The organism is Alkalicoccus saliphilus (assembly GCF_003044065.1).
Classification (GTDB): Bacteria; Bacillota; Bacilli; order Bacillales; family Salisediminibacteriaceae; genus Alkalicoccus; species Alkalicoccus saliphilus.
Genome location: NZ_PZJJ01000039.1, coordinates 1 through 22,854, shown reverse-complemented (window position 1 = coordinate 22,854; position 22,854 = coordinate 1). Strand labels below are relative to the sequence as shown.

The following is a 22,854-nucleotide window of genomic DNA, read 5'->3' as shown; positions in this document are numbered from 1 at the left end:
CTTTCATCAACAAACCATGGAAGGTCGTCTTCCCCGGCAAGAACTATGGGTTTGATAACGAAAAAACGAAAAAGACAGACCCATGGAGAATGAGTGAGAACGTGTCCAGAATTAGGGGGCCTAACCGGGATTAATCATTATACATTCGTTATTAATCAACAAGTAGTCTTCTTTTAACACTTATAAAACGATCATTTCACCATTCATCATGTTTTACGTGACGGACTTCAGACCTGACTGCGTAATCTGGGAGCCGAGCCGTCCCCTGCCTTTCTGGACGAGGCCCTGCTCGTGCAGCTGATGAATACGGAGGCGGATCTGCTGCAGAGTTAACTGGGGCAGATCCTGTTCCAGCTGTTTGAGGCTTTTGTGTTTACCATCGGACAGCACATGCAGAATGTCTGTGTCATCCGTAGTGAGGCCGGAAACATCCGGCGCGCGGGATACCGTATCCGGCAGATCCTGCGGCGAAATGACACCGCTGCTCAAAGTTGCAGCGTAAGCGAGACAGCTTTTCAGCTCACGGATATTTCCCGGCCAGTGGCAGGCGGTCAGGATCTTAAGAGCTTCAGCATCCACGCTCCGTCCTTCGGGAAGAAAGGCTTCGACAAGAAGGGGGATATCCTGCTTCCGTTCCCGGAGCGGCGGGACTTTCAGCGGCAGGACCTGCAGCCGGTAGAAAAGGTCTGCCCGGAACCTCCCGGTATCGACTTCTTCTTTCAATACTTTGTTTGTAGCGGTAATGATCCGCACGTCCACGGGAATATTTCTGCTGCCGCCGACGCGCCGGATTTCTCCTTCCTGCAATACCCTCAAAAGCTGGCCCTGTACACTCGGACTCAGGTCGCCGATCTCATCAAGAAACAACGTGCCTCCGGAAGCCAGCTCAAACAGGCCGCGTCTTCCGCCTTTCTGTGCTCCGGTAAATGTCCCTTCCTCATAGCCGAAAAGTTCACTCAGCAGGAGACTTTCTGTCATTGCCCCGGCGTTTACGGCGAAAAACGGTCCCTGCCAAACGGGGGAATTGTGATGGACCGCATGGGCGAATAATTCTTTTCCTACACCGGTTTCTCCCTGAATCTGCACCGGATAGGAGGAACCAGCCATCCGCCGGGCGGCTTCTTTAGCCTGGACCATCGCCGGGTCGCGTGCAATAATATCGTCCAGCGTGTACTGTGCCCGGAGGCCGTCCTGATAGGCACGCTTTGCGGTCTCCTCTACTTCAAAAGCCGTTTCCACACTTTTTACTGTAATGATCGTGCCGGAAGAAGCAGTCCGGGTTTTGTACAAAACGAACTCTTCGCCGCGGGAGGCGGATGGTCTGCGGACGTCATCGCTTAATAAAAACTGGCCGACCGGCGTCCCGGAAAGAATATCCGAGGCCTTTTGATGCAGGATGGATTCTTCCAGCATGCCGCAGAAAGCAGCCATCGGTTCGTTGGCGGCTGTAATGACCCCCGAATGGTCCACGGCAAGAATGGCGTCATCGACCTGATCGAGCAGTTCATGGTAATGGGCGCTGAGATTCTTTGTCTGTTCTTCTTTTTCAAGCAGACTGCGCTGCAGGCCGACGATCGTCTGCAAATACCTCTCGGAAATGGGGGCTGCCAGTGGAAGCTGAAAAAAGTCGACAATATCAAGCAGGGTTTTCATGCTGAACGGCCGGACTCCGATATCCAGAATGTGCGGTACGGATGTTGGACAAAGCGCTGCTTCTCCGGGAGTAACAGCGGTCTGGATTCCGGGATAATACAGGCGGCCCGTTTCAACCGGCACCGGGGTTAAGTGGGTGAGGCCGAGCTGGTACATCGATTCGGCCGTTTCGCTGATGGACTGCCTGTCCTCATTGACGAGGAGCACCTTTCCTGCCGGCAGCTGAAGCAGGTCGGTGATGGCTTCCGGGTCGATTGTACGTATGCCGGTAATTGTGTGAGGGTGCCTCCGTTCAGGGAAGGACTCCCACTCCCGGCGGACAGAATCAGACGAAAACACGATCATGTCTGCCCGGGAGAGGCAGTCAGGATCCGGATCCATATCGAGAGCACAGCTCTGTATTTCCAAAAAATCGCCGAGCAGCTTTTTCAGCTGCTGTTTCAGCACGGCTTCTGTTTTTTCGTTTCCTGCTGCCAGACCAAGCATAAACAGCCTCCATTCTCATTTATATGTTGTTTTTAATTTTAACATAAAAACATATAATATCTGCATGAAGCGGAAAAACCAGGTGTGGCGCGAAAGTGGATGTTGGCATTAGTTTTGCATTAATTAAAAAGCAACGAATGAAAGGAGTGGAAAAGCATGCCGAAAAAAGGAATTCAAATGCCGCATACGTTTGTGATTATTTTTGGGGTGGTTGTACTTGCAGCCGTGATGACCTATCTTATTCCGATGGGTGTGTTCGAAACAGAAGAAGTTACATATGATAACCAGGGGCAGGAGGACACCCGTACAGTACTTATGCCGGAAACCTTCGAATATGAAACCGACGCCGCAGGAGAACCGGCGAGAGAGGGCGTCAGTCTGTTTGAACCCTTTGGAGAAGCCGGATTTTTAAACTATATGTTCGAAGGGCTCGTTTCCGGGGATAAATGGGGATCGGCTGTTGGAGTCGTGGCGTTTATACTGATTATCGGCGGGGCGTTCGGTATCATTATGCGGACGAAAGCGATCGATCAGGGGATTCTTGCTGTTATTGATAAAACGAAAGGCAGGGAAGCACTGATAATTCCCGTTATGTTTTTCTTCTTTTCTCTCGGCGGTGCTGTTTTTGGCATGGGGGAGGAAGCGATTGCGTTTGCGATTATCTTAATCCCGCTTGTCATTGCGCTCGGCTATGACGCGATTACCGGCGTCATGATCACCTATGTTGCGACGCAGGTCGGGTTTGCCACGTCATGGATGAATCCTTTCGGCGTAGCGATTGCCCAGGGAGTCGCGGACGTGCCGGTGCTTTCCGGAGCGCCTTTTCGTATATTCATGTGGGCTGTGTTTACCGCTGTCGGTATTATTTACACGATGTGGTACGCCTCCAAAGTAAAGCGCGATCCTTCCGCATCCTATTCACCGAATGCGAACGCGTATTTCCGCAAGCATAACAACGTGCAGGACATCAACGGCAGGTTTACTGTAGGAGATTCGCTCGTCGTATTAACCCTTGCTCTCGGAGTAGGGTGGATCATCTGGGGTGTGGTGCAGGAAGCGTACTACATTCCGGAAATTGCTACGCAGTTTTTCACGATTGGACTGGTCGCAGGTATCATAGGGGTTATCTTTAAACTTAACAACATGACGATTAACGACATGGCTGAAAGCTTCGGGGAAGGCGCGCAGCAGCTGCTTCCGGCAGCGCTCGTTGTCGGCATGGCGAAAGGAATCGTGATCATTCTCGGAGGAGATGACCCGGGGGCAGCTTCCGTGCTGAATACGATTCTTTACACGGCCGGCGGACTGGTCGACAATCTGCCGGAAGTGGTGTCGGCTTCCTTCATTCTTGTTTTTCAGTCGGCGATTAATTTCTTTGTCGTGTCCGGAAGCGGGCAGGCTGCTTTAACCATGCCGCTTATTGCCCCTCTCGCTGACATTGCCGGGGTCACAAGACAGGTAGCCGTTCTTGGCTTTCAGCTCGGAGACGGGCTGACCAACATGATCGTCCCGACGTCAGCAGCGCTGATGGGAACGCTCGGTGCAGCACGTATCGGCTGGGGAACGTGGTTCCGGTTTATTATCAAATTCCAGCTGCTGATGTTCGGCCTGGCGCTTGTATTTATTATCGGAGCGGTACTGATTAATTTATCTTAAAACCGATGGGAGGAATAAGCCATGTATACACTTATTAAAGGAGCCGAAGTCTACAGTCCGGAGCCGCTCGGAAAACAGGACGTACTGCTTGCCGGCAGTAAAATTGCCGCGGTAGGGGAGGGAATTGAACCTCCTCCGGCATCAGCCGGAAAAACAAACGTTGTCGATGCCAAAGGAAAAATGCTTGTCCCGGGGCTGATTGACAGCCACGTCCACATTATCGGGGGCGGCGGCGAAGGAGGCCCTCATACACGCACCCCGGAGCTGCAGCTGTCGGAGGCGGTGAAAGCCGGCATTACAACGGTCGTCGGAGTGATCGGAACCGACGGCATGACGCGGTCGATGCCGGAGCTCGTTGTCAAAGCACGGGCGCTCGAAACGGAGGGGATCAGCTGTTACTGTCACGTCGGCAATTACCATATTCCTGTCCGGACGGTGACCGGGAAGATCGAAGATGACATGATGCTCATCGATAAAATTATCGGCGTCGGAGAAGTGGCGGTGAGTGATCACCGCTCGTCCCAGCCGACGACGGAGGAGCTGGCCAAAGTCGCTTCCCAGGCCCGCATCGGCGGGATGCTGTCAGGGAAAGCCGGCATCGTCAACGTACATATAGGAGAAAGCGGGAGCCGGCTCGATCCGCTGCTCCAGGTCGTGAATACGACAGATATTCCGATCACGAGCTTCTGCCCGACGCACGTAAACCGGACAGAAAAGCTGTTTGAGGCAGGAATTGAATTCGCGAAGCGCGGAGGAATCATTGATTTTACGACGAGCACAATCCCGCAGTTTTTAGAAGAAGGCGAAGTAAAGGCGGCAGCGGCGGTGCGGCGTGCTCTCGCAGCCGGCGTGCCGGACGACAGACTGACGATGACGTCCGACGGTCAGGGCAGCCTTCCGGAATTTAACGAAAAAGGGGAGTTGACGGGGCTTACCGTCGCAGACGTCGGGAGCCTGCACCGGGCACTGAAGGAAGCGGTGTGCCTAGAAAAAGTCCGCCCCGAGCAGGCGCTGAAAACCGTTACTAGAAATCCTGCTGAGATGCTGAAGCTTACGGACAAAGGGCGCGTGGAAGCCGGCTGTGACGCAGACGTCCTGCTTCTCAACGACGAGTGGGAAACAGACAGTCTCTGGGCCGGGGGGCGCTGCCTGATGAAAGAAGGAGAAGTGCTTGTAAAAGGAACATTTGAATAATTTGTCTGGATAAACAAACAAGAGCCGCGGAGATTTCCCCGCGGCTCTTTTAAATGAATGTTTATTTTCCTTTATTATTACTGTTCGCCTGCCTGCCGGCGATGCCGAAAAACTTAAAGGCGAGCATGTAATCGAAGGCGGCAAACGCGATCAGTACGATCGTCAGTATATCCCAGCCGCTCGTCTGGCCGGCGGTCTGAATCGCCATCATTAAAAACAGCGTACCGACAAAAAAGAATAAATACCCGTTAAAGCGTGGAGAACGCATCATATAAATAACCTCCCAAGAATCATCAGTGCCGAGAGCGCGGACTCATCCATCTGCTCGAGCTGTTCCATCAAGTCCTGGAGTTCGTCTCCGTAAATGACCTGAACGAGCATGACGAAAGAGTTGATACCGACGTGGGCAATGATCGGTACGATGATCCGTTTCGTTTTAACATAAAGCCACGCAAACACAATGCCCATTGCAAGGTACACGAGCAGGTGCTCAAAGTCGAGGTGGATGACAGCAAACGCAAAGCCGCTTCCGAGCGCTGCAATCCAGAAACCGAACTTTTTAAAGAGCGCTCCGAAAATAACCATCCGGAAAACAATTTCTTCAATAACCGGCCCGAGAATGGCTACAATGAAAATCACGAACGGTGCTGCGTTGGCAAGGTCCACAATCACTTCCGTGTTTTCCGATCCCGGTTCGATACCGAAGACGACCGATTCGACGATCGCCGCGGCGTACTGCGCCGCAAATGCGAGAAAGATACCGAGAATCGACCAGAGAACGGTTTTAGGTACGTTTGCTTGGTTTTCGCTGAGTGCCGGATTCGGTTTCGCGCGCCAGGCGAGCAGGGTGATGACGATAAATCCGAGTGTAAAACCAATCGACAGCGCCGTGCCGGAAAGCTCCTGCATCGATCCGTCAAATCCAAGCGCCATCAAAACCGGTATAATGGCAATCGGCGACAGCTGCATTAAAATAAAGGCAACGATAATAAGCCAGTAAAATTTGTTCAAACGACTACTCCCCTTTATGTGCTTCTTTCTTTATCTACAGGTGAAACATACGCTGTCCATTGTAGCATAATTTCTCCGCGGTGACCTTTACGAAGAATTCAGGCAGGATTGTTTAATAAAACGGGCAGGAAGGGAAGGAGGGAGAGGGAGCCCGATTTCCTGATGATCGGCACATGGACCGCCTGCTTTTGGAAAAATCAGAGGAAAAGGGTTGCAAAAATTTCTGGATTTGATTATTATAATAATTGTGTTAGCACTCATAGATGACGAGTGCTAATAAAGACATAATTTATCCACGTACGCCAAGCGTACCTAAATATTAAAGGAGGGATTTTCCTTGTTAAAGCCATTAGGAGATCGTCTAGTTATTGAAGTAATCGAAGAAGAATCAAAAACAGCAAGCGGAATCGTGCTTCCGGACTCGGCAAAAGAAAAGCCGCAGGAAGGCAGAGTACTTGCCGTAGGACACGGACGCGTCACAGAAAGCGGAGAGCGCGTATCTCCGGAAGTGAAAGAGAACCAGAAAATCATCTTCTCCCAGTATGCAGGTACAGAAGTAAAATATGACGGCAAGGAACTGCTCATCCTTCGTGAGAGCGACGTTCTCGCTGTTATCGAATAGTAAAAAAACAAACGAAACAACGACTACAAAATAAATGGAGGTTGATTCAGCATGGCAAAAGAGATTAAGCACAGTGAAGACGCCCGCCGCGCAATGATGCGTGGAGTGGACCGTCTGGCAGATACAGTAAAAGTAACGCTTGGACCGAAAGGACGTAACGTTGTTCTTGAGAAAAAGTTCGGTTCCCCGCTCATCACGAATGACGGTGTCACGATCGCCAAAGAAATCGAGCTTGAAGACAACTTTGAAAACATGGGGGCCCAGCTCGTATCCGAAGTAGCTTCCAAAACAAACGACATCGCCGGTGACGGTACGACAACAGCGACCGTTCTGGCGCAGGCAATGATCAAGGAAGGCCTGAAGAACGTTACTTCCGGTGCGAACCCGATGGTTATCCGCCGCGGGATTGAAAAAGCGACGGAAGCAGCGCTTGAAGAACTGAAAACCATCTCCAAGCCGATCGAAGGCCGCGAGTCCATTTCCCAGGTTGCATCGATTTCTGCTTCCGACGACACAGTCGGCCAGCTGATTGCTGAAGCGATGGAGCGCGTAGGAAACGACGGCGTTATCACAGTAGAAGAATCCAAAGGCTTCGGCACTGAGCTTGAAGTCGTGGAAGGTATGCAGTTCGACCGCGGATACGCTTCTCCTTACATGGTAAGCGACTCCGACAAGATGGAAGCCGTTCTTGAAGATCCGTACATTCTTGTAACTGACAAGAAAATCGGTAACATTCAGGAAGTACTTCCGGTACTCGAGCAGGTAGTCCAGCGCAGCAAGCCGGTCCTCATCATTTCGGAAGACGTGGAAGGCGAAGCGCTTGCAACACTCGTTGTCAACAAGCTCCGCGGCACGTTCAACGCCGTAGCGGTTAAGGCACCAGGATTCGGTGACCGCCGTAAAGCAATGCTTGAAGACATCGCCGCACTTACCGGCGCAGAAGTGATCACAGAAGACCTCGGTCTTGACCTGAAGTCAGCGAACATCGACCAGCTCGGCCGCGCGTCCAAGGTTGTTGTATCTAAAGACAACACAACGATCGTGGAAGGTGCCGGAGACTCTGCGAAAATCGCGGAGCGCGTGAACCAGATCCGTTCCCAGATCGAAGAAACAACTTCCGACTTTGACCGCGAAAAGCTTCAGGAGCGCCTTGCGAAGCTTGCAGGCGGCGTAGCTGTCGTAAAAGTCGGTGCAGCAACCGAAACAGAAATGAAAGAGAAGAAGCTCCGCATCGAAGACGCCCTCAACTCTACACGTGCAGCGGTAGAAGAAGGCATCGTTGCCGGTGGTGGTACAGCGCTAGTTAACGTCCTGACAAAGCTCCAGGCACTCGGCCTTGAAGGCGACGAAGCAACAGGTGCCAACATCGTATTCCGTGCACTCGAAGAGCCGGTACGCCAGATTGCGGAAAACGCAGGTCTCGAAGGCTCCATCATCGTCGAGCGTCTCAAAGGCGAATCTGTAGGCATCGGCTACAACGCTGCTTCCGGCGAATACGTCGACATGATCCAGCAGGGTATCGTTGACCCAACAAAAGTTACCCGCTCTGCACTGCAAAACGCAGCTTCTGTATCCGCAATGTTCCTTACAACCGAAGCGGTTGTCGCGGACGTTCCGGAAGAAGAAGGCGCAGGCGGCGGCATGCCGGACATGGGCGGTATGGGTGGAATGGGCGGCATGATGTAATAAAAGCCCATAACCCCTGATATATAAGGGATATGAGCCTTATCATCTGCTTAAACCACCGAAAAAACCACCGATATTAGTCATGTAGATTTTCGGAGAGGTCTTTCATCAAGTTACTAAACTTGGTGGAGGCCTCTTTTTTCATTTCTTTTGTTACGTGGAGATAGATCTTTTTCGTTGTATTTTCATCATCATGGCCTAACCGTTCCATAATCTCAGGTAAGCTTACTTCAGCCTGGGCAAGTAAAGAAGTGTGAGTATGTCTGAACGAGTGCAGCGTTAAATGCTTTTGAATTGTAGTTTTTTTCAGCAGCCTTTGCATTCTTATAGCCATATGTTTAATTGTTTTCGGATAACCTTCATTAGTAGCAAAGATAAAACCCTGATCCTGATAGAAGGGAGCATTCTGCTTTTTCATTTTGTTTTGTTCTTCCTTATGCCGTTTCAGCAGATCAATCAGCAGGGTATCTATTGTTATCAGCCGGATAGATGATTTTGTTTTAGGCGTTTGCAGCTTAAATCCTTTTTTGTTGTTCGTGGGATTGTAATAAGTACGGATAATGTTTAAAGTCTGCTGCTGAAAGTCCATTTCTGACCACTTTAAAGCTAATAGTTCCCCGATACGTAAGCCGGAATAAGAAAGTAATGTGAAAGTCAGAAGATCTCCATCCAGGCCATGCTCTTTTGTGGCAGTAAGAAATTCTTCAAGTTCTGCTTTTTCCATATACTTTTCTTCTATAGAGTTTCGATTCTCTAATTCCTCCAGGGTAACTTTTCTTTTTGGGAGTTTCGCTTTCTTTGCAGGATTCTCTTTCAGAAGCTTCAATTCCACAGCGTACTCAAAAACCATATGTGCCGATGAGTGAATGCTTGAAATATAGTTTTCACTGAACGAAGCAGCCAGCTTATCAATAGCATCTTGATAGGCTTTTTTATTTATCTTTTGAATTGGTACGTTTTCAAAGTGAGCAATCATATGCTTCAAAGCTATCTTTCTTGCTCTAAGGCTGCTTTCTTTTGCTTTTTGGGCTAAATAATGTTTTTCCCAATCGGTGCTAAGTTCCTGAAAGCTAATTCTGGAGGGTTGGATAAAATCATCCTGGTTAAGCTGCCTTTCAGCTAAAGCAGCGGCTAACTTTGCATCCTTTTGCGTTTTAAATCCCTGTTTATAGTGACGTTTTTCCTTATTTGTAATCGGATCTGTACCGGCATACACAACATAACCCCAACTAAATCCAGTTTTAGTTTTCTTTTTATATATCCTGGCCATTGGATCACCTGCCTATATTAATGATTAAGGAAGAAACCGTTCTTTAAGGTATTTTTCAAAATCCTGAATGGTATCTTCAAGATGTGTATTTAATTCTTTTGATTCTTCTTCAGTCAAAGAGTTATCAGGTAATCCTCCCTCAATTAGGTGATTTAAAACCCGTAACATAGAAGCAAGAAAGCTAACATCTTCTTCTTTTGAAAACTTCAAGAAAAATACTGTATTTATTAGATAAGTCGATTCTATAATGTCAAGATCATCAATATTAATACTATCTATATCTTCCCTTAAACGCTCTTTTAAAGCTTTTGTACTTTTAGAAGATGCCTCACGAAGAGATTTACTTATTTCTTCCCGTGACATGTCAGACAGCATTCTTCTTCCACTTGTTAAATAAGCAATGGAAACATTTAATTTACTAGCTAAGGATTCAATAGTTTTCATACTAGGATTTTTTCTGTTATTTTCCACATCGCTTAAATATGAACGGGAAATGTTCATATTGTCAGCCAGTTCTTGCTGTGTAAGTTTTTTTTCTGTGCGAATTGCTTTAATATTATCGCCTATATTCATTGGTTTCACCCCTTTATATAGATGATAACAGAAAAGTGACGCCGGTGGATAACATTTTTATTGACTTAGCTATTTTGAGCTGTTAAGATTAGATTAATCGATGACGCCGGTGGAGTTCAAAAAGGAGGAGAAACTATGAAATTGCATGAGGTCTACCATTTAAAAATTAAAGAAGAAAGAACAAAAAGAAAAATGACACAAAAAGAAACAGCTGAGAAAATTGGAATTTCAAGAAGTTATTATTCTGACATTGAAAATGGTAGAACCCTTCCAAGTAGTAAAGTTCTTTTTGCTATCAATTCAGTATTGCCTATTTTTTTACCTGTCGATGACGCCGGTGGAGTTCAAAGGGGAGGTGATGAAGTTGTTCAACATTCAAGTAGATGATGATGTGATTAAAGACAAGTTAGAGGCAGCCATTAATGAACGAGTAGAAGAACTGGCGAAGCAAAAATACTTTATGACGTATCAGGAGCTGGCAGCTTATCTCAGCATCAGTAAACCGGTGATCGAAGATCGTTTAATAAAAAATGGCCTCAAATATTATCGTGTGGGGAGTAAGTATCTTTTCAAGAAAGATGAAGTGGATCAGTTCTTAGATGAAATGACAGCATCCATGACAGCCACAGACAATGATTTGAAAATCTATAAGAGGATGCAAAGCGACCAAAAATAAAAGGGGAGTGTGGGAATAATGAAAGATTTAAAAGACCTTACTCATGAATTGGATTTTAATTTAGGAGAGCTTTCACATAAGAAAGAAGTACTTTCCGATATAGAAGAAAAATTATCATTACTGAAGCAAAAAATGGAGAAAGTGGATGGTGAAGCAAACTCTTTGGAAGAGTTGGGGGTATATCATCGAGAATACGCCATAGAAGTTAGGATATTATCTGAGCTTATGTATCATACAATGCGAGGCTTGGAAAATAATTGTGAAGTTGCTCATCAACAGCATACAAAAATATTTGAGCTGGTTCATTTTGAACACAAAAAAAGATCGTAAGAATGGCAGTTCTTACGATCTCAGAAAATATTCACTTCATAAAATATCTACCATTAGTATAACCGACAATCAGGCGAAGTACAAGAGGGGGTGAAGCTTTGCAAGCTGCTACAGAGAGCATGAAAATACCAAAAGAATTAAAGGATCGTAAGCAATGGGCTGTGTGGAAAGGGAAAAAGATCCCTCATCAAATTAACGGTTCAGCTGCAAGCTCAACAGATCCCGCCACATGGACAACGTATGAAGCAGCTTTTAGAGCTGCAGACAATTATAAGGGTATCGGCTATTTCTTATCAGAGGAAGATTCTATTACAGTTATAGATTTTGACGATTGCATTCAAAGTGGAGAAATTATCCCGGATGCACAGGTTTTAGTTGATTCATTCAACAGTTATACGGAAATTAGCCAGAGTGGTAAAGGGCTGCATATTTTTATAAAAGGTAAAAAGCCCGGCGAACGAAGCAAAAATCCTAGTAAAGGCATTGAGGTTTACGAGAAAAAGCGTTTTATAGCTGTAACAGGAAATCATCTTGAAGGAACGCCTTTAGCAGTAGAGGAACAACAGGAAGTTTTGGACTATGTTTATGATCTATATTTTCCACCAAAAGCCTTTGAGGCTAACAACACTGTGGAGACGGATCTTCCATCCTCACCTGAACTAGAGGATAACGACATAATAAGCATTGCTTCAAAAGCTATCAACGGCAGAAAGTTTCAGGATCTCTATGCTGGTAACTGGGAATCTCAATCTTATGAAAGTCAAAGTGAAGCGGATCAAGCGCTATGTAACTTAATTGCTTTCTACACTCAAGATCCTGAGCAGATTGATAGAATTTTTTCGGGAGGCGGATTATACCGGCAAAAATGGGACAGAGAAGATTATAAATCTTGGACAATACAAAAGGCTGTTAAAGGTCTTAAATCAACGTATCAAAGAACAAGCGCTTTAGAAGATTTTCAATTTATCCTGAAAGATTCTCCTGAAGTGGACTTACAAAAAGAGCTTTCAGATAGAAGGCTGGTAGAACTGGCAGATATGGAAAGGGAGTGGATAGCCGATGGAAAGAACGGCAGAAAGCCCACTACCATTAGCCCTTTAAGATGTGCTGTTATCCTTCCGGCCTATATCAGTTTTGCTTTATTCGATTTAGAAGAAAACACCAGGCTTGCTATGTATCTGCCTAAAGAAGGGATTTATACCAGAAACAATACTGTGGTAAAACGTATTATTTCCTGGCTGGAACCAAAACTGAACAGCACAAAAGCAGATGACGTTATCTACCACTTGATGAACAGAGCTGAAGTGAAAGAAAAGACAGAATCCAGGTATCTAATCCCTGTGGAGAATGGCGTATTTAATCTCAAAACAAAGCAGCTGGAAAGCTTCAGTCCTGATTATGTTTTTACAACAAAAATCTCCACACCTTATGTAAAAAATATTAGTAATCCAGTCATTGATGGATGGGATATTGAATCCTGGTTAGCCTCTATTGCCTGTAATGATGCAGAAGTCGTTCATCTTTTATGGCAGGTTATCAATGATTCCTTAAACGGAAACTTTTCCAGAAAGAAAGCTATCTTCCTGATCGGGGAAGGAAACAACGGAAAAGGGACGTTCCAGGAACTTATTACGAGCTTGATCGGACTGAATAATATCGCCACATTGAAAGTAAATGAATTCGATCAGCGTTTTAGGTTGAGTGTACTGGAAGGGAAAACAGCAGTTGTTGGGGATGATGTACCCGTTAATGTTTACATTGATGACAGTTCAAACTTCAATTCTGTGGTAACGGGTGATGTGGTTTCTGTAGAGCAGAAAAACAAGCCTATCTATAATACAGCCTTTAAGTGTAGCGTGATCCAGTCAACGAATGGTATGCCGAAATTCAGGAATAAAACGAACGGCACGATCAGAAGGCTTGTGATTGTTCCATTCAATGCTGATTTTAACGGCAGAACAGAGAACATCAAAATCAAAGATGAATATATCAAAGATCCTAAAGTGCTTCAATATGTGCTGCATAAAGCAATCAATATGGATTTTGATAAGTTTGATATTCCTGCTGTATCGCTGAATGAGCTTGAAGTTTTCAAACAGGATAATGATCCGGTGCTGGACTTCAAACTATCTATATTCGATGAATGGGATATTCATAAAGTGCCTAAATATATTGTTTATGGCTTTTATAAAAAGTTTTGCCATGACAATGGATATAAGCCTCTCTCAGACAGACAGTTCCACAAGCAGTTTAAAGCTTATTTAAGCAGTAAGTGGAATACTTCTTCACAGGGGAGATTTCACGGTCATGATTTAATTGGTGCTTTCGGAGATTTAGATTTATTGGGTATAGGTTGCGGAGAAAAAAGCAAAAATTATCAATGCTATGAGAATAATAATTATGCTTCTAAATTATTGGAGTAGAGGTGTAATCGTGCAATCGAATTGCAATCGAAATTCACTTTTACGATTACACACAAAATATTGCAGTGACAGTGTTTGATCCGAATTGTAATCGTGTAATCGAAACAAAGCCTTATTTAGGAATATAAATAAATGGGGCTTGTGTATCTTAGAGAATAAAAAAATATAAAGTAAGTGGAAATTACGATTACACGATTACAAAAGTGTGGAGGCTTTGGGAGAGTAAAAGGGAGGTTGAAATTATAACCTTCTGTTTCAATTACATTTTCAATTACAGCTTAAAAAGAAGTGGAAATATGGCATACACGATTCCTCTCAAATAAAAAGTGTGGAATTTAAAACAGCGAACACTGAAAACCTATGTGCCACAAAGAGTCTGGGGATTCTTTGAAAGTAACACAATTAAAGATAAGGGTAATTCGCCCGTATATAAAAGAGGTGAAGTAAGTGGCATTTAATTTTAAGCATCGCATTTCATTCATGGAAGAGATCCCGAACCCTGGGCCTGACCCAGGTACAAGCCTTCAGGAAGTAAAAAAAGCCTGGGCTGATATTAAGACTATGAAAGGCAGTGAATTTAATACTGCTACCATGGCCGGAAACTTAGGAGTTTCCAGATTCATCATTAAATATACTCCTGGCATCACATCGAGAATGCACATTCGTTTTAAAGGAAAGGATTACTCAATAAGAAGCATTATGAACGATGATGAACAAAACAGAACAATCACTATAATAGGGGAGGCGATTTTGTAAATGGATGAGGTATTGGAAAGGATAAAAGAAGATATTGAACGTGCTTGCAATAATCGAACCGAGTTTATGCTTGTGGATCGGTATGATCTCATCGAACTAATAAATGCTTATGAAATAGCATCCGGTAGGGAAAAGAGAAGAATTATAACGGAAGAGAGGTGGTGATTTTGTGGCTGGATTTTGGGAGAAACTTTTAGGGATAGAAAAAGAAGTACAGAGACAAACAGAGAGAGCTGAAATAATGAGTGGCGGTACTGCCTTATTCACTCCATTTAGTGGAAACGCTTATGAAAGTGATATTTACAGGGCTGCTGTGGATGCTATAGCAAGAAACGCTGCAAAGCTCAAAGGAAAACACCTTATTGCATCATCTGAAAGGCGACTGACAGGAGATAAACAATTAAACCGGCTGCTTCAGGTAAGGCCGAACCCTTATATGACAGCTTACGATCTGCTTTATAAGCTGGTAACTCATTACTATTTATTCAATAATACTTTTGCTTTTTTAGATAAAGATGAGCGTGGTTATCTAAGGGCTATATATCCGTTATCTCCTCAGAGTGTAGAATACATGACCGATGCTAATGGAACGATGTATTGTAAATTCTTGTTTTCAAACGGGCAGGAAGTAACTCTTCCCTATACAGATGTTTTTATAGCCAGGCGGTTTTTTAACAGTAATGATCTCCTGGGTGATACGAATACAGCTATTATTCCAGCACTGGACTTAGCGCATACACAGAATGAAGGGCTGGAAAACTCTATTAAGTCGAATGCCACTATTCGAGGAATATTGAAGTATAACCAGGTGCTTAGTCCAGAGAAGCTTAAGGAAGAAAAAGCAGCTTTTATCAACGATTATTTGACTGTTGAGAACAATGGAGGCATAGCGGCTATTGATAGTAAATTCGATTATATACCGCTAGAATCTAATCCTGTTTCTGTAGATGACAAGCAGTTAAACGCTGTGAAACAGAAGATTTATGAGTATCTGGGTATCAGTGAAAGCATTGTAAACAGCACGTATTCAGAAGATGAATGGGCATCCTTCTATGAAAGTATTATAGAGCCTCTAGCTATTCAATTTTCTCTGGAATTAACAGATAAGTTATTTACAGAGCGTGAACAATCCTTTGGAAATTCTATTATGTTTGAATCAAACAGGCTGCAGTTTGCCAGCAATACAAGTAAAACAAACATCATTAAAGAACTTATGCCTTATGGTCTGTTCACTGCTAACCAGGCGTTAGAAATATTGAACCTACCACCTGTAGAAAACGGAGATAAACGTATCCAGACATTAAACGTTGTGAACGCTGATAAAGCCGATAAATATCAATTAAATGAGGAAGGGGAGTATCAGGATGAATCAAACAAAAGTGAAGAATAAAATACTGGATTACATTCAAGTAAATGATAATACAAGCTATGTGGAAATAGAAAAAATATTTGAAGAGGAAGGCTTTTCTTGGCAAGGGGAATTTGAATCTACCAGTGTCAAAAATAGAAATGTTATTTATTGGTCAGGTTGGAATGAAGAGGCTTATCATATCTTGGAAGAGCTTCAAGAGCAAAACCTAATAAAGAAAGAAGTAGTTCCTCCATTTGTCTATTTTATAGATGGGAAGACATTAAGAATGCCCATAGTGAAAAGTGGAGCAGAATATAAAACTCCTCATTGGCTACCTATAGCCTTTACAGCAGTTGAAGGAGGTACAGCATCATGAAAGAATTACGAATTGCTGAATTAAGAGCTGCCGATCCGGCAGGGGAAAGCAGCCTTGTTCTTAGTGGGAGGCCTATAGTTTTTGGCCATTCGACCACTATAAATGCCCCATTCGGGCAATATATCGAGGTTATTCAAAGGGGCGCATTGGACGATGCTGATTTATCAGATGTTCGTTTGATGTATAACCACGATATGAATAAGATTCCTTTAGCAAGAACACCTAAAACGATGCACTTAACTTTAGATCCGGCAGGATTAGAGTTAAGAGCAGAGTTACCTGATACTGAAGATGGGAGAAGCGTCCATACGGCAGTAGTACGTGGAGATCTATCCGGTATGAGTTTTGCATTTAAAGTACCTAAAGGCGGCAGCCATTACGATGCAAAGACGAATATCAGGACTATTTCAAAGATTGAAAAGGTGTATGAATGTAGTATCGTAGCTTTTCCAGCCTATCCTCAAACGAGTGTAGAAGCCAGATCAGCTATTGAAAACACCTGGGAAAAGCTCAAAGCCCCTGAGCGACAGGAAGCAAAAATAAAAATTAATCAAATACTAAAAAGGAGCGTGTAAACGCATGAAATTTAAAACAGTAGCAGAGGCATTTAATCATTATCGTAACCATTCCGTAGAAAATATTGAGAAACGAGCTTCAGAGATCGGGGAGAAGATCAATACAGATCCTAATGCTGATGTAGATTCCCTTAATGTGGAGCTGGATGGATTGAAAGAAGCGAAAGAAAACATTGAACAACGAAGCCAGGGCAACAGCTCAGGTGGCTTCAATCCTATCACTGGTACAAACTTCAGTAATCAACCTAAAGAGGTACCGATGGAAAATGTATTTGAAAGCTCTGAATACCGCAGTGCTTTCTATAAAACAATGCTGGGGCAGAAGCTTACAGATATGGAGACACGCACATTTAACAAAGCGATGGAGCTTCAAGAGGCTGAACGCCGTTCTGATGCTTTCAATACAACAACAAACAGTGCTGCAGTACTACCGACTACAACACTGAATGAAGTAATTAAGAAAGCACGTACAATGGGCGGTTTGATTGCACACTGCCGAAACTTTAATATTCCAACAAATATCAGTGTTCCGATTGGTACGCCTTCCAGTAAGGCGCAGTGGCATACAGAAGGGCAACCGGTAGACAGTGAGCAAGCCAATACTGCAGCTGTGAAGTTTGGTGGATACGAGATCATTAAAGTATTCTCCATCAGTGCAGCAGCTAAGAAAATGAGCGTACAGGCTTTTGAATCTTATATGATTGATGAGCTTACAAACTGTGTGATGGAAGCCATTGCTGATGCTCTTGTAAATGGTACAGGGGATGGACAAGGAACCGGCTTGGATACTGGTATAACTTGGAGTGCTTCTAACAGTCTGGATCTTGCAGGAGAATACACGGACTTTACTCAGGCTCTTGCTAAACTAAAGCGTGGTTATGCTGGAGGCGCTAAGTTTGCTATGAGTAACGCCACTCTTTATAACAAGGTCTACAGCCTGGTAGATGATAATAAGCGTCCTATCTTTGTTGCAGATCCTAAGAATGAAACAGTGGGGTATATCCTGGGGAAAGAGGTTGTCATTGATGACAATATCGAAGATGATACTATCATTCTTGGTAACTTCAACTACATGGGGTATAACATGCCACAAGGTCTTATGGTTGAAGTATCAAGGGAAAGCAGCTTCAAGAGTGGCCTGGTAGATTATCGAGCTATGGCTATTGCAGATACAAAGCCACTGGTAGAAGAAGCATTCATTAAACTATCAGTACCAGAAGGGGCATAAGCCTAATCATTATGAGGGGTATCAGCCTATGCTGGTATCCCTTTTATAAAAAGGAGTGAGAACATGCTTATTAGTATAGAAGAAGCTAGAGACGCTGTGAGAGTAAATGATGAAGAGAACGATCCTATAATTGAAACGTTATTAGATTCTATCCCTTCTTACCTGGAAGCAACTACAGGGATAACGTGGGAAGAAGATCCTGTTCATCCATTAGCCAGGACAGTAACAATATTTATTTTACAGCTGTGGTTTGATCCGCAAAGCCAGGACAGTGAAAGGCTGAAGCGAACGATAGATAACTTGCTTACAGCACTAACAGCTTTAGGAAGAGTGAAGTAATATGGCGCATGACTATGCTAAAGCTTTCTATACAAGTAAAGAGTGGATACGCTGCCGTATAGGATTCATGCGTAGTAAGCATTACATCTGTGAACGATGTGGAGATGTAGCTTCTATCTGTCATCACAAGAAATACATTACACCTGAAAACATTCACGATCCGCAAGTTACATTGAACTGGGATCAGTTAGAAGCTCTCTGTCAAAACTGCCACAACATTGAACATCATAAAAGTAAAAATTGTGTGGAAGGATTGACGTTTGATTCGGATGGTAACTTGATAAAAAAATAAATTCCAAAAATATTTTTCCGAAAATAAAAAATGAAAATCGAAAAAATAAAAATTTCAAAAAAATATTTTTCAAAAAATTTTAGTCCCCCCGATTTTATTTTTAAAAAAGTCGATAGGGAACCGGTGCAGGGACCTTTCTTTTCCTCTCCAGGGAATTTTATATAAGGGGACGGTTATATACGATCAAAAAATACGATAAGAAGGTGAATTTATGACGACTTCAAAAAAGAAGCCCGTAGTTTCTACGGATATGCGGAAAGTAAAAAAGCTATTGAAGGACATTCCAGAAGATAGGCAGCCTATTGCTCAGGGGATCTATAAAGAGCTTGTGTTCATGCAGAATACGCTTGAATTCTTGAAAGAGCAGGTAGAGAGTGAAGGGGCTGTATCTATGTTTAAGCAAGGCCGGCAGGAGTTTTTAAGAGAGCATCCAGCGTTGAAGGCTTACAATGCTACCATTCAACGTTATAGCCTTCTCTATAAACAGCTGGTAGATCTGTTGCCTAAAACTGACGCAGAACAGCATTCAGATCCATTAATGGACTTTATAAAGGCGTGATTTGATGAATTATGTACTGGAATACTGGCAGGAGATCAAAGTAGGGAAGGTAACTACTTCTAAACGAGTTTACAGGCAATATGAACGGATGGCTCATGAGATCCAGAACCCTTCAGGCTATATTTTCGATGAAGAGAAAGCAAACAAACCGATATTGTTTATAGAATCGTTCTGTAAGCACAGTAAAGGGGAATGGGCTGGTAAACCTATTTCCCTTGAACTCTTTCAGAAGGCTTTTATTAGTGCGCTGTTTGGCTTTGTGGATGAGGAAACAGGACACAGAAAGTATCAAGAAAGCATGTTCTATGTGGCCAGAAAAAACGGAAAAAGTACCATGCTGGCAAGTTTAGCTTTATATATGCTTATTGCAGATGGTGAAGGAGGGGCAGAATGCTATTCTATTGCCAGTAAAAGAGATCAAGCACGTATTCTTTTTGATGAAGCTCACAATATGATCCAGCAAAGCCCACACTTATCAAAGCATGTGAAAAAGAGAAAGAGTGATCTATACTTTCAGCCTACCATGTCAAAGCTTATGCCATTAGCAAAAAACAGTAATACCCTGGACGGGCTGAACGGAAGCCTTGTGGTTATTGATGAGCTTCACAGCATAGGAGATAGAAACTTATATGAAGTTATGAAGCAGAGCCAATCAGCCAGGCAGCAGCCTATTCTTATTATGATAACCACAGCTGGTACGATCCGGGGGAATATCTTTGATGATATGTACGAATACGCTTGTAATGTGGCTGATGGGAATTATCAAGATGAAAGTTTCCTTCCTATTATGTATGAGCTTGATGAGAAAGAAGAATGGACGGATCAGGGAGCCTGGATGAAAGCTAATCCTGCTTTAGGCAGCATAAAAAAGCATGATGATCTGAAACGGAAAGTAGAAAAAGCACAGAATAACCCGAACGACATAAGCGGGATTCTCACAAAAGATTTTAATATCAGAGATACGGTAAATACAGCCTGGCTGACGTTCGATCATATCAATAATGAAGAAACGTTTAACCTGGAGGATTTTAAAAACTGCTATGCCATAGGCGGGGCTGATTTAAGTGTTACGACAGATTTAAGCTGTGCTACACTCCTGATGGTAGATAAAGAAACGGAAAAGCGGTTCATTCATCAAATGTACTGGCTGCCCCGTGAAAGCTTTGAACACCGGGTAGCGGTAGATAAGATCCCCTATGATAAATGGCTGGATCAAGGGCTACTCAGGCTCTGTAATGGTAATAGTATTAACTATGGAGATATAACGGCCTGGTTTCTTGAAATGCTGAATGATTACGGCATAACTCCACTGTGGATTTACTATGACAGTTATTCTGCTAAGTATTGGGTAGAAGAAATGGAGCAGCATGGTTTTAAGATGGAACGCTGCATCCAGGGGGCAAGAACGCTCAGTTTACCTATGCAGCAGATGGGGGCGGATCTGCAAGCGAAGAAGATTAATTACAATAACAGCCCTATCCTGAAATGGTGCTTAACAAACACAGGGATTGAAACGGATCGGAACGGAAACATTGTGCCAGTAAAGAACCAGGCAGCAAAAATGAGGATAGATGGAACAGCAAGCATGTTAGATGCCTATGTGGGATTGTATGAGCATCATGACGAGTTTTTGAGGGCTTTGTAAATTTCTGTTTCAAAGTAGTGAACAAAAATGTAAAATAGTAGTAGATTATTGGAAGGGGGTGGATGTTTATGTCGAATTTCCAGGTTGATGTTTTTGTTGGGGAGTATAAAGCAGGATCATTTTTTGTGGAAGCTGATGGAGCGCAAAGAGCTATCCTTCAAACGCAGCAAAAAGGAAGAAACGGATATGTAGAATTTGAAACTGACGAGAAATTTTACACTATTATTGCAGATAAAATAACACATTATGAAGCTGTTGAAGTCGGTGAAGATTTTGATGTAACGGACGCATCATTTTAAACCACCGAAAAACCACCGAAAGCCTTTTAATGCACCGAAATTCAGGAGTGTGTAGAAATTAAAAATGCTGTTACATCAACGTTTTTAGACTTCATTTGTTATTAATTTAAGCAGTGCGACAAGGGCGGCATGATGTAATTAAAAACCCAAAACCCTGAATTGAAAGGAATATGAGCTTTATCATCCGCTTAAACCGTTGAAATTAATTTAGATAGGTTTTTAAAAGAGGACCTTCATCGAGTTTTCGAACTTGGTGGAGGGCTTTTTTTCAATTATTTATAACCAATAATATTGTATCATATGATAAAACCTCCTTCTTTTCATAAAAGTCAAATTCATGTAAAATATATAAGGTTAAGAAAATGATTAAATAAACAAATTTGATTATCATAATATATATCAGAATTTTTTTGAGAGAGGAGCAGTTCTTGCTCCGTAACGAAAGGAATGAATCGGCTTTATGAAAGAAAATTTCTGGAACGATCTGCCACGGCCGTTCTATGTTTTGGCACCGATGGAAGATGTGACGAATGTGGTTTTCCGGCACGTAGTCGCGGAGGCTGCGAGACCGGATGTGTTTTTTACGGAGTTTACGAACACGGACAGCTACTGTCATCCGGAAGGAATCTACAGTGTACGGGGGCGTCTGACGTTTACAGAGGATGAGCAGCCGATGGTTGCCCACATCTGGGGAGACAAGCCCGAGAACTTCCGGGAAATGAGTATCGGCATGGCCGAACAGGGCTTTAAAGGGATCGATTTAAACATGGGCTGCCCGGTGCAGAATGTAGCTGCGAGTGGGAAAGGCAGCGGCCTGATCCGGGAGCCGGATAATGCGGCGAAGATCATTCAGGCTGCCAAAGCGGGAGGCCTGCCGGTTAGTGTGAAAACACGGCTCGGTTATACGTATGTCGACGAGTGGAGAGACTGGCTGACGCACGTCTTCGAGCAGGACATTGCCAACTTGTCGATTCATCTGCGTACGAAAAAAGAAATGAGCAGTGTCGAAGCGCACTGGGAGCTGATCCCGGAGATCAAGGCGCTCCGTGATGAAATTGCACCGCATACGCTCCTTACGATCAACGGTGATATTCCCGACCGTGAAACAGGCGAAGAGCTTGTAAAGAAATACGGCGTGGACGGGGTCATGATCGGCCGGGGAATTTTCAAAAACCCTTTTGCGTTTGAAGAAAAATCGCGGGAGCACAGCACAAAAGAGCTGTTTGATCTTTTACGGCTGCACCTCGATCTTCACGATAAGTATTCCACGGAAATTGAACCGATTTTATTCAAGCCGCTCCGCCGTTTCTTTAAAATATATATCCGGGGTATCCGTGGAGGCGGAGAGCTGCGAAATCAGCTCATGAAAACAGAAACAACAGACGAAGTGCGTGATCTGCTTGATGAGTTTGAAGCGCAGGTGAAAGAAAAGGAAAAACAGCTGAACGTTTAATAGATAAAGCACCGGCCGAACGGTCGGTGCCTTTTCCTTTACCCGGATTTCTGTCTTTTCATCTATTCTTAATTAGAACGGCCAGTACCTCTCGTGAATAGGGAGGCTTACTGGTCGTTCTTTTTATATAAACACCTGTCCATTAGGTCACCGTCGGGTCGAAAGAACGACTGCGCCTGCCTATTCATGCAGGTTCAGCACTGCTTTTCTGCCATTTAATAATCTGGCTCCCCCTTCTAAGCAAAAAGAACGCCAAGATAAAGCTGAGTGCTGCCTGAGTATTGCGGAGGGAAAGAGCCACTTGTGCTGAGTTTTGAGCCACTCTTTGCGGACAAGGGAGCCATCGAATGCGGAGGTGGGAGCCACTTTCCGTTCAAGAATAGAAAACAGCCGTCGAAGAA

General features: G+C 44.0%; 26 protein-coding genes. 20 read left to right on the top strand and 6 right to left on the bottom strand.

Annotated features, from left to right (window positions below):
* Positions 1-213: 213 nt before the first annotated feature.
* Positions 214-2,139, bottom strand: a complete 1,926-nt coding sequence (locus tag C6Y45_RS15475) for a sigma-54 interaction domain-containing protein (RefSeq protein ID WP_107586124.1) — start codon at positions 2,137-2,139, stop codon at positions 214-216.
* A 156-nt stretch (positions 2,140-2,295) separates the two neighbouring features.
* Here C6Y45_RS15475 and yfcC point away from each other — a divergent pair, with 156 nt between their 5' ends.
* Entirely contained in the window at positions 2,296-3,795 is a 1,500-nt protein-coding gene (gene yfcC, locus C6Y45_RS15470; protein ID WP_107586123.1) for a putative basic amino acid antiporter YfcC, read from the top strand.
* Between the two features lie 21 nt (positions 3,796-3,816).
* Entirely contained in the window at positions 3,817-4,989 is a 1,173-nt protein-coding gene (gene iadA / locus C6Y45_RS15465) for a beta-aspartyl-peptidase (RefSeq protein WP_107586122.1), read from the top strand.
* A 61-nt stretch (positions 4,990-5,050) separates the two neighbouring features.
* On the opposite strand, the gene C6Y45_RS15460 is transcribed toward iadA, so the two are convergent.
* The gene (locus C6Y45_RS15460) at positions 5,051-5,260 is read right to left on the bottom strand and encodes a YdiK family protein (RefSeq protein ID WP_107586121.1); all 210 of its coding nucleotides are present in this window, start codon (positions 5,258-5,260) and stop codon (positions 5,051-5,053) included.
* Complete coding sequence (locus C6Y45_RS15455; protein ID WP_107586120.1) at positions 5,257-6,000, bottom strand: CPBP family intramembrane glutamic endopeptidase; 744 nt, start codon at positions 5,998-6,000, stop codon at positions 5,257-5,259. Before C6Y45_RS15455 ends, C6Y45_RS15460 begins: the two co-directional genes overlap by 4 nt.
* Positions 6,001-6,337: 337 nt before the next feature.
* Here C6Y45_RS15455 and groES point away from each other — a divergent pair, with 337 nt between their 5' ends.
* Both groES and groL read left to right on the top strand, forming a co-directional pair.
* Positions 6,338-6,622, top strand: a complete 285-nt coding sequence (gene groES, locus C6Y45_RS15450) for a co-chaperone GroES (RefSeq protein ID WP_107586119.1) — start codon at positions 6,338-6,340, stop codon at positions 6,620-6,622.
* Between the two features lie 51 nt (positions 6,623-6,673).
* The gene (groL, locus tag C6Y45_RS15445) at positions 6,674-8,308 is read left to right on the top strand and encodes a chaperonin GroEL (RefSeq protein WP_107586118.1); all 1,635 of its coding nucleotides are present in this window, start codon (positions 6,674-6,676) and stop codon (positions 8,306-8,308) included.
* 76 nt (positions 8,309-8,384) lie between these two features.
* Here the strand turns inward: groL and C6Y45_RS15440 are convergent, their stop codons facing one another.
* Together C6Y45_RS15440 and C6Y45_RS15435 are read right to left on the bottom strand one after the other, a co-directional pair.
* Entirely contained in the window at positions 8,385-9,578 is a 1,194-nt protein-coding gene (locus C6Y45_RS15440) for a tyrosine-type recombinase/integrase (protein WP_107586117.1), read from the bottom strand.
* Positions 9,579-9,602: 24 nt separating this feature from the next.
* Positions 9,603-10,151 carry a helix-turn-helix domain-containing protein gene (locus C6Y45_RS15435; protein ID WP_107586116.1) on the bottom strand — a complete coding sequence of 183 codons (549 nt, stop codon included), beginning with the start codon at positions 10,149-10,151 and terminating at the stop codon, positions 9,603-9,605.
* A 135-nt stretch (positions 10,152-10,286) separates the two neighbouring features.
* Between C6Y45_RS15435 and C6Y45_RS15430 the strand changes: the two genes are divergently transcribed.
* The 16 genes from C6Y45_RS15430 (at position 10,287) to C6Y45_RS15360 (ending at position 22,453) form a co-directional block, all read left to right on the top strand.
* Entirely contained in the window at positions 10,287-10,538 is a 252-nt protein-coding gene (locus C6Y45_RS15430; RefSeq protein ID WP_107586115.1) for a helix-turn-helix domain-containing protein, read from the top strand.
* Entirely contained in the window at positions 10,516-10,827 is a 312-nt protein-coding gene (locus tag C6Y45_RS15425) for a helix-turn-helix domain-containing protein (RefSeq protein ID WP_107586114.1), read from the top strand. The genes C6Y45_RS15430 and C6Y45_RS15425 overlap by 23 nt, the downstream gene beginning before the upstream one ends.
* An 18-nt stretch (positions 10,828-10,845) precedes the next feature.
* Positions 10,846-11,157, top strand: coding sequence for a hypothetical protein (locus C6Y45_RS15420; protein ID WP_107586113.1), 312 nt, complete (start codon positions 10,846-10,848; stop codon positions 11,155-11,157).
* 119 nt (positions 11,158-11,276) lie between these two features.
* On the top strand, positions 11,277-13,580 hold the full coding sequence (locus tag C6Y45_RS15415; RefSeq protein WP_107586125.1) for a phage/plasmid primase, P4 family: 2,304 nt from the start codon (positions 11,277-11,279) through the stop codon (positions 13,578-13,580).
* Between the two features lie 447 nt (positions 13,581-14,027).
* Positions 14,028-14,336: a phage head closure protein gene (locus tag C6Y45_RS15410; RefSeq protein WP_107586112.1), complete on the top strand. Its 309-nt coding sequence runs from the start codon at positions 14,028-14,030 to the stop codon at positions 14,334-14,336.
* The gene (locus C6Y45_RS17805; protein WP_170098755.1) at positions 14,337-14,501 is read left to right on the top strand and encodes a hypothetical protein; all 165 of its coding nucleotides are present in this window, start codon (positions 14,337-14,339) and stop codon (positions 14,499-14,501) included.
* 76 nt (positions 14,502-14,577) lie between these two features.
* Positions 14,578-15,726, top strand: a complete 1,149-nt coding sequence (locus C6Y45_RS15405; protein WP_425427874.1) for a phage portal protein — start codon at positions 14,578-14,580, stop codon at positions 15,724-15,726.
* Complete coding sequence (locus C6Y45_RS15400) at positions 15,701-16,063, top strand: pathogenicity island protein (protein WP_107586110.1); 363 nt, start codon at positions 15,701-15,703, stop codon at positions 16,061-16,063. Before C6Y45_RS15405 ends, C6Y45_RS15400 begins: the two co-directional genes overlap by 26 nt.
* The gene (locus tag C6Y45_RS15395; RefSeq protein WP_107586109.1) at positions 16,060-16,638 is read left to right on the top strand and encodes an HK97 family phage prohead protease; all 579 of its coding nucleotides are present in this window, start codon (positions 16,060-16,062) and stop codon (positions 16,636-16,638) included. Before C6Y45_RS15400 ends, C6Y45_RS15395 begins: the two co-directional genes overlap by 4 nt.
* Before the next feature lie 4 nt (positions 16,639-16,642).
* Positions 16,643-17,866 carry a phage major capsid protein gene (locus C6Y45_RS15390; RefSeq protein ID WP_107586108.1) on the top strand — a complete coding sequence of 408 codons (1,224 nt, stop codon included), beginning with the start codon at positions 16,643-16,645 and terminating at the stop codon, positions 17,864-17,866.
* 63 nt (positions 17,867-17,929) lie between these two features.
* Complete coding sequence (locus tag C6Y45_RS15385) at positions 17,930-18,205, top strand: head-tail connector protein (protein ID WP_107586107.1); 276 nt, start codon at positions 17,930-17,932, stop codon at positions 18,203-18,205.
* Between the two features lies 1 nt (position 18,206).
* Positions 18,207-18,497, top strand: a complete 291-nt coding sequence (locus C6Y45_RS18015; RefSeq protein ID WP_107586106.1) for an HNH endonuclease — start codon at positions 18,207-18,209, stop codon at positions 18,495-18,497.
* A gap of 211 nt (positions 18,498-18,708) precedes the next feature.
* Positions 18,709-19,056, top strand: a complete 348-nt coding sequence (locus C6Y45_RS15375; protein ID WP_107586105.1) for a hypothetical protein — start codon at positions 18,709-18,711, stop codon at positions 19,054-19,056.
* A 4-nt stretch (positions 19,057-19,060) separates the two neighbouring features.
* The gene (locus C6Y45_RS15370; RefSeq protein ID WP_174703892.1) at positions 19,061-20,701 is read left to right on the top strand and encodes a terminase large subunit; all 1,641 of its coding nucleotides are present in this window, start codon (positions 19,061-19,063) and stop codon (positions 20,699-20,701) included.
* Positions 20,702-20,769: 68 nt separating this feature from the next.
* Positions 20,770-21,000 carry a hypothetical protein gene (locus C6Y45_RS15365; RefSeq protein ID WP_107586103.1) on the top strand — a complete coding sequence of 77 codons (231 nt, stop codon included), beginning with the start codon at positions 20,770-20,772 and terminating at the stop codon, positions 20,998-21,000.
* 460 nt (positions 21,001-21,460) lie between these two features.
* Positions 21,461-22,453, top strand: coding sequence for a tRNA dihydrouridine synthase (locus C6Y45_RS15360; RefSeq protein ID WP_107586102.1), 993 nt, complete (start codon positions 21,461-21,463; stop codon positions 22,451-22,453).
* 180 nt (positions 22,454-22,633) lie between these two features.
* Here C6Y45_RS15360 and C6Y45_RS17875 read toward each other — a convergent pair.
* Positions 22,634-22,854 (bottom strand): hypothetical protein (locus tag C6Y45_RS17875; RefSeq protein WP_218017824.1); only part of this gene is annotated, 221 nt, incomplete at its 5' end.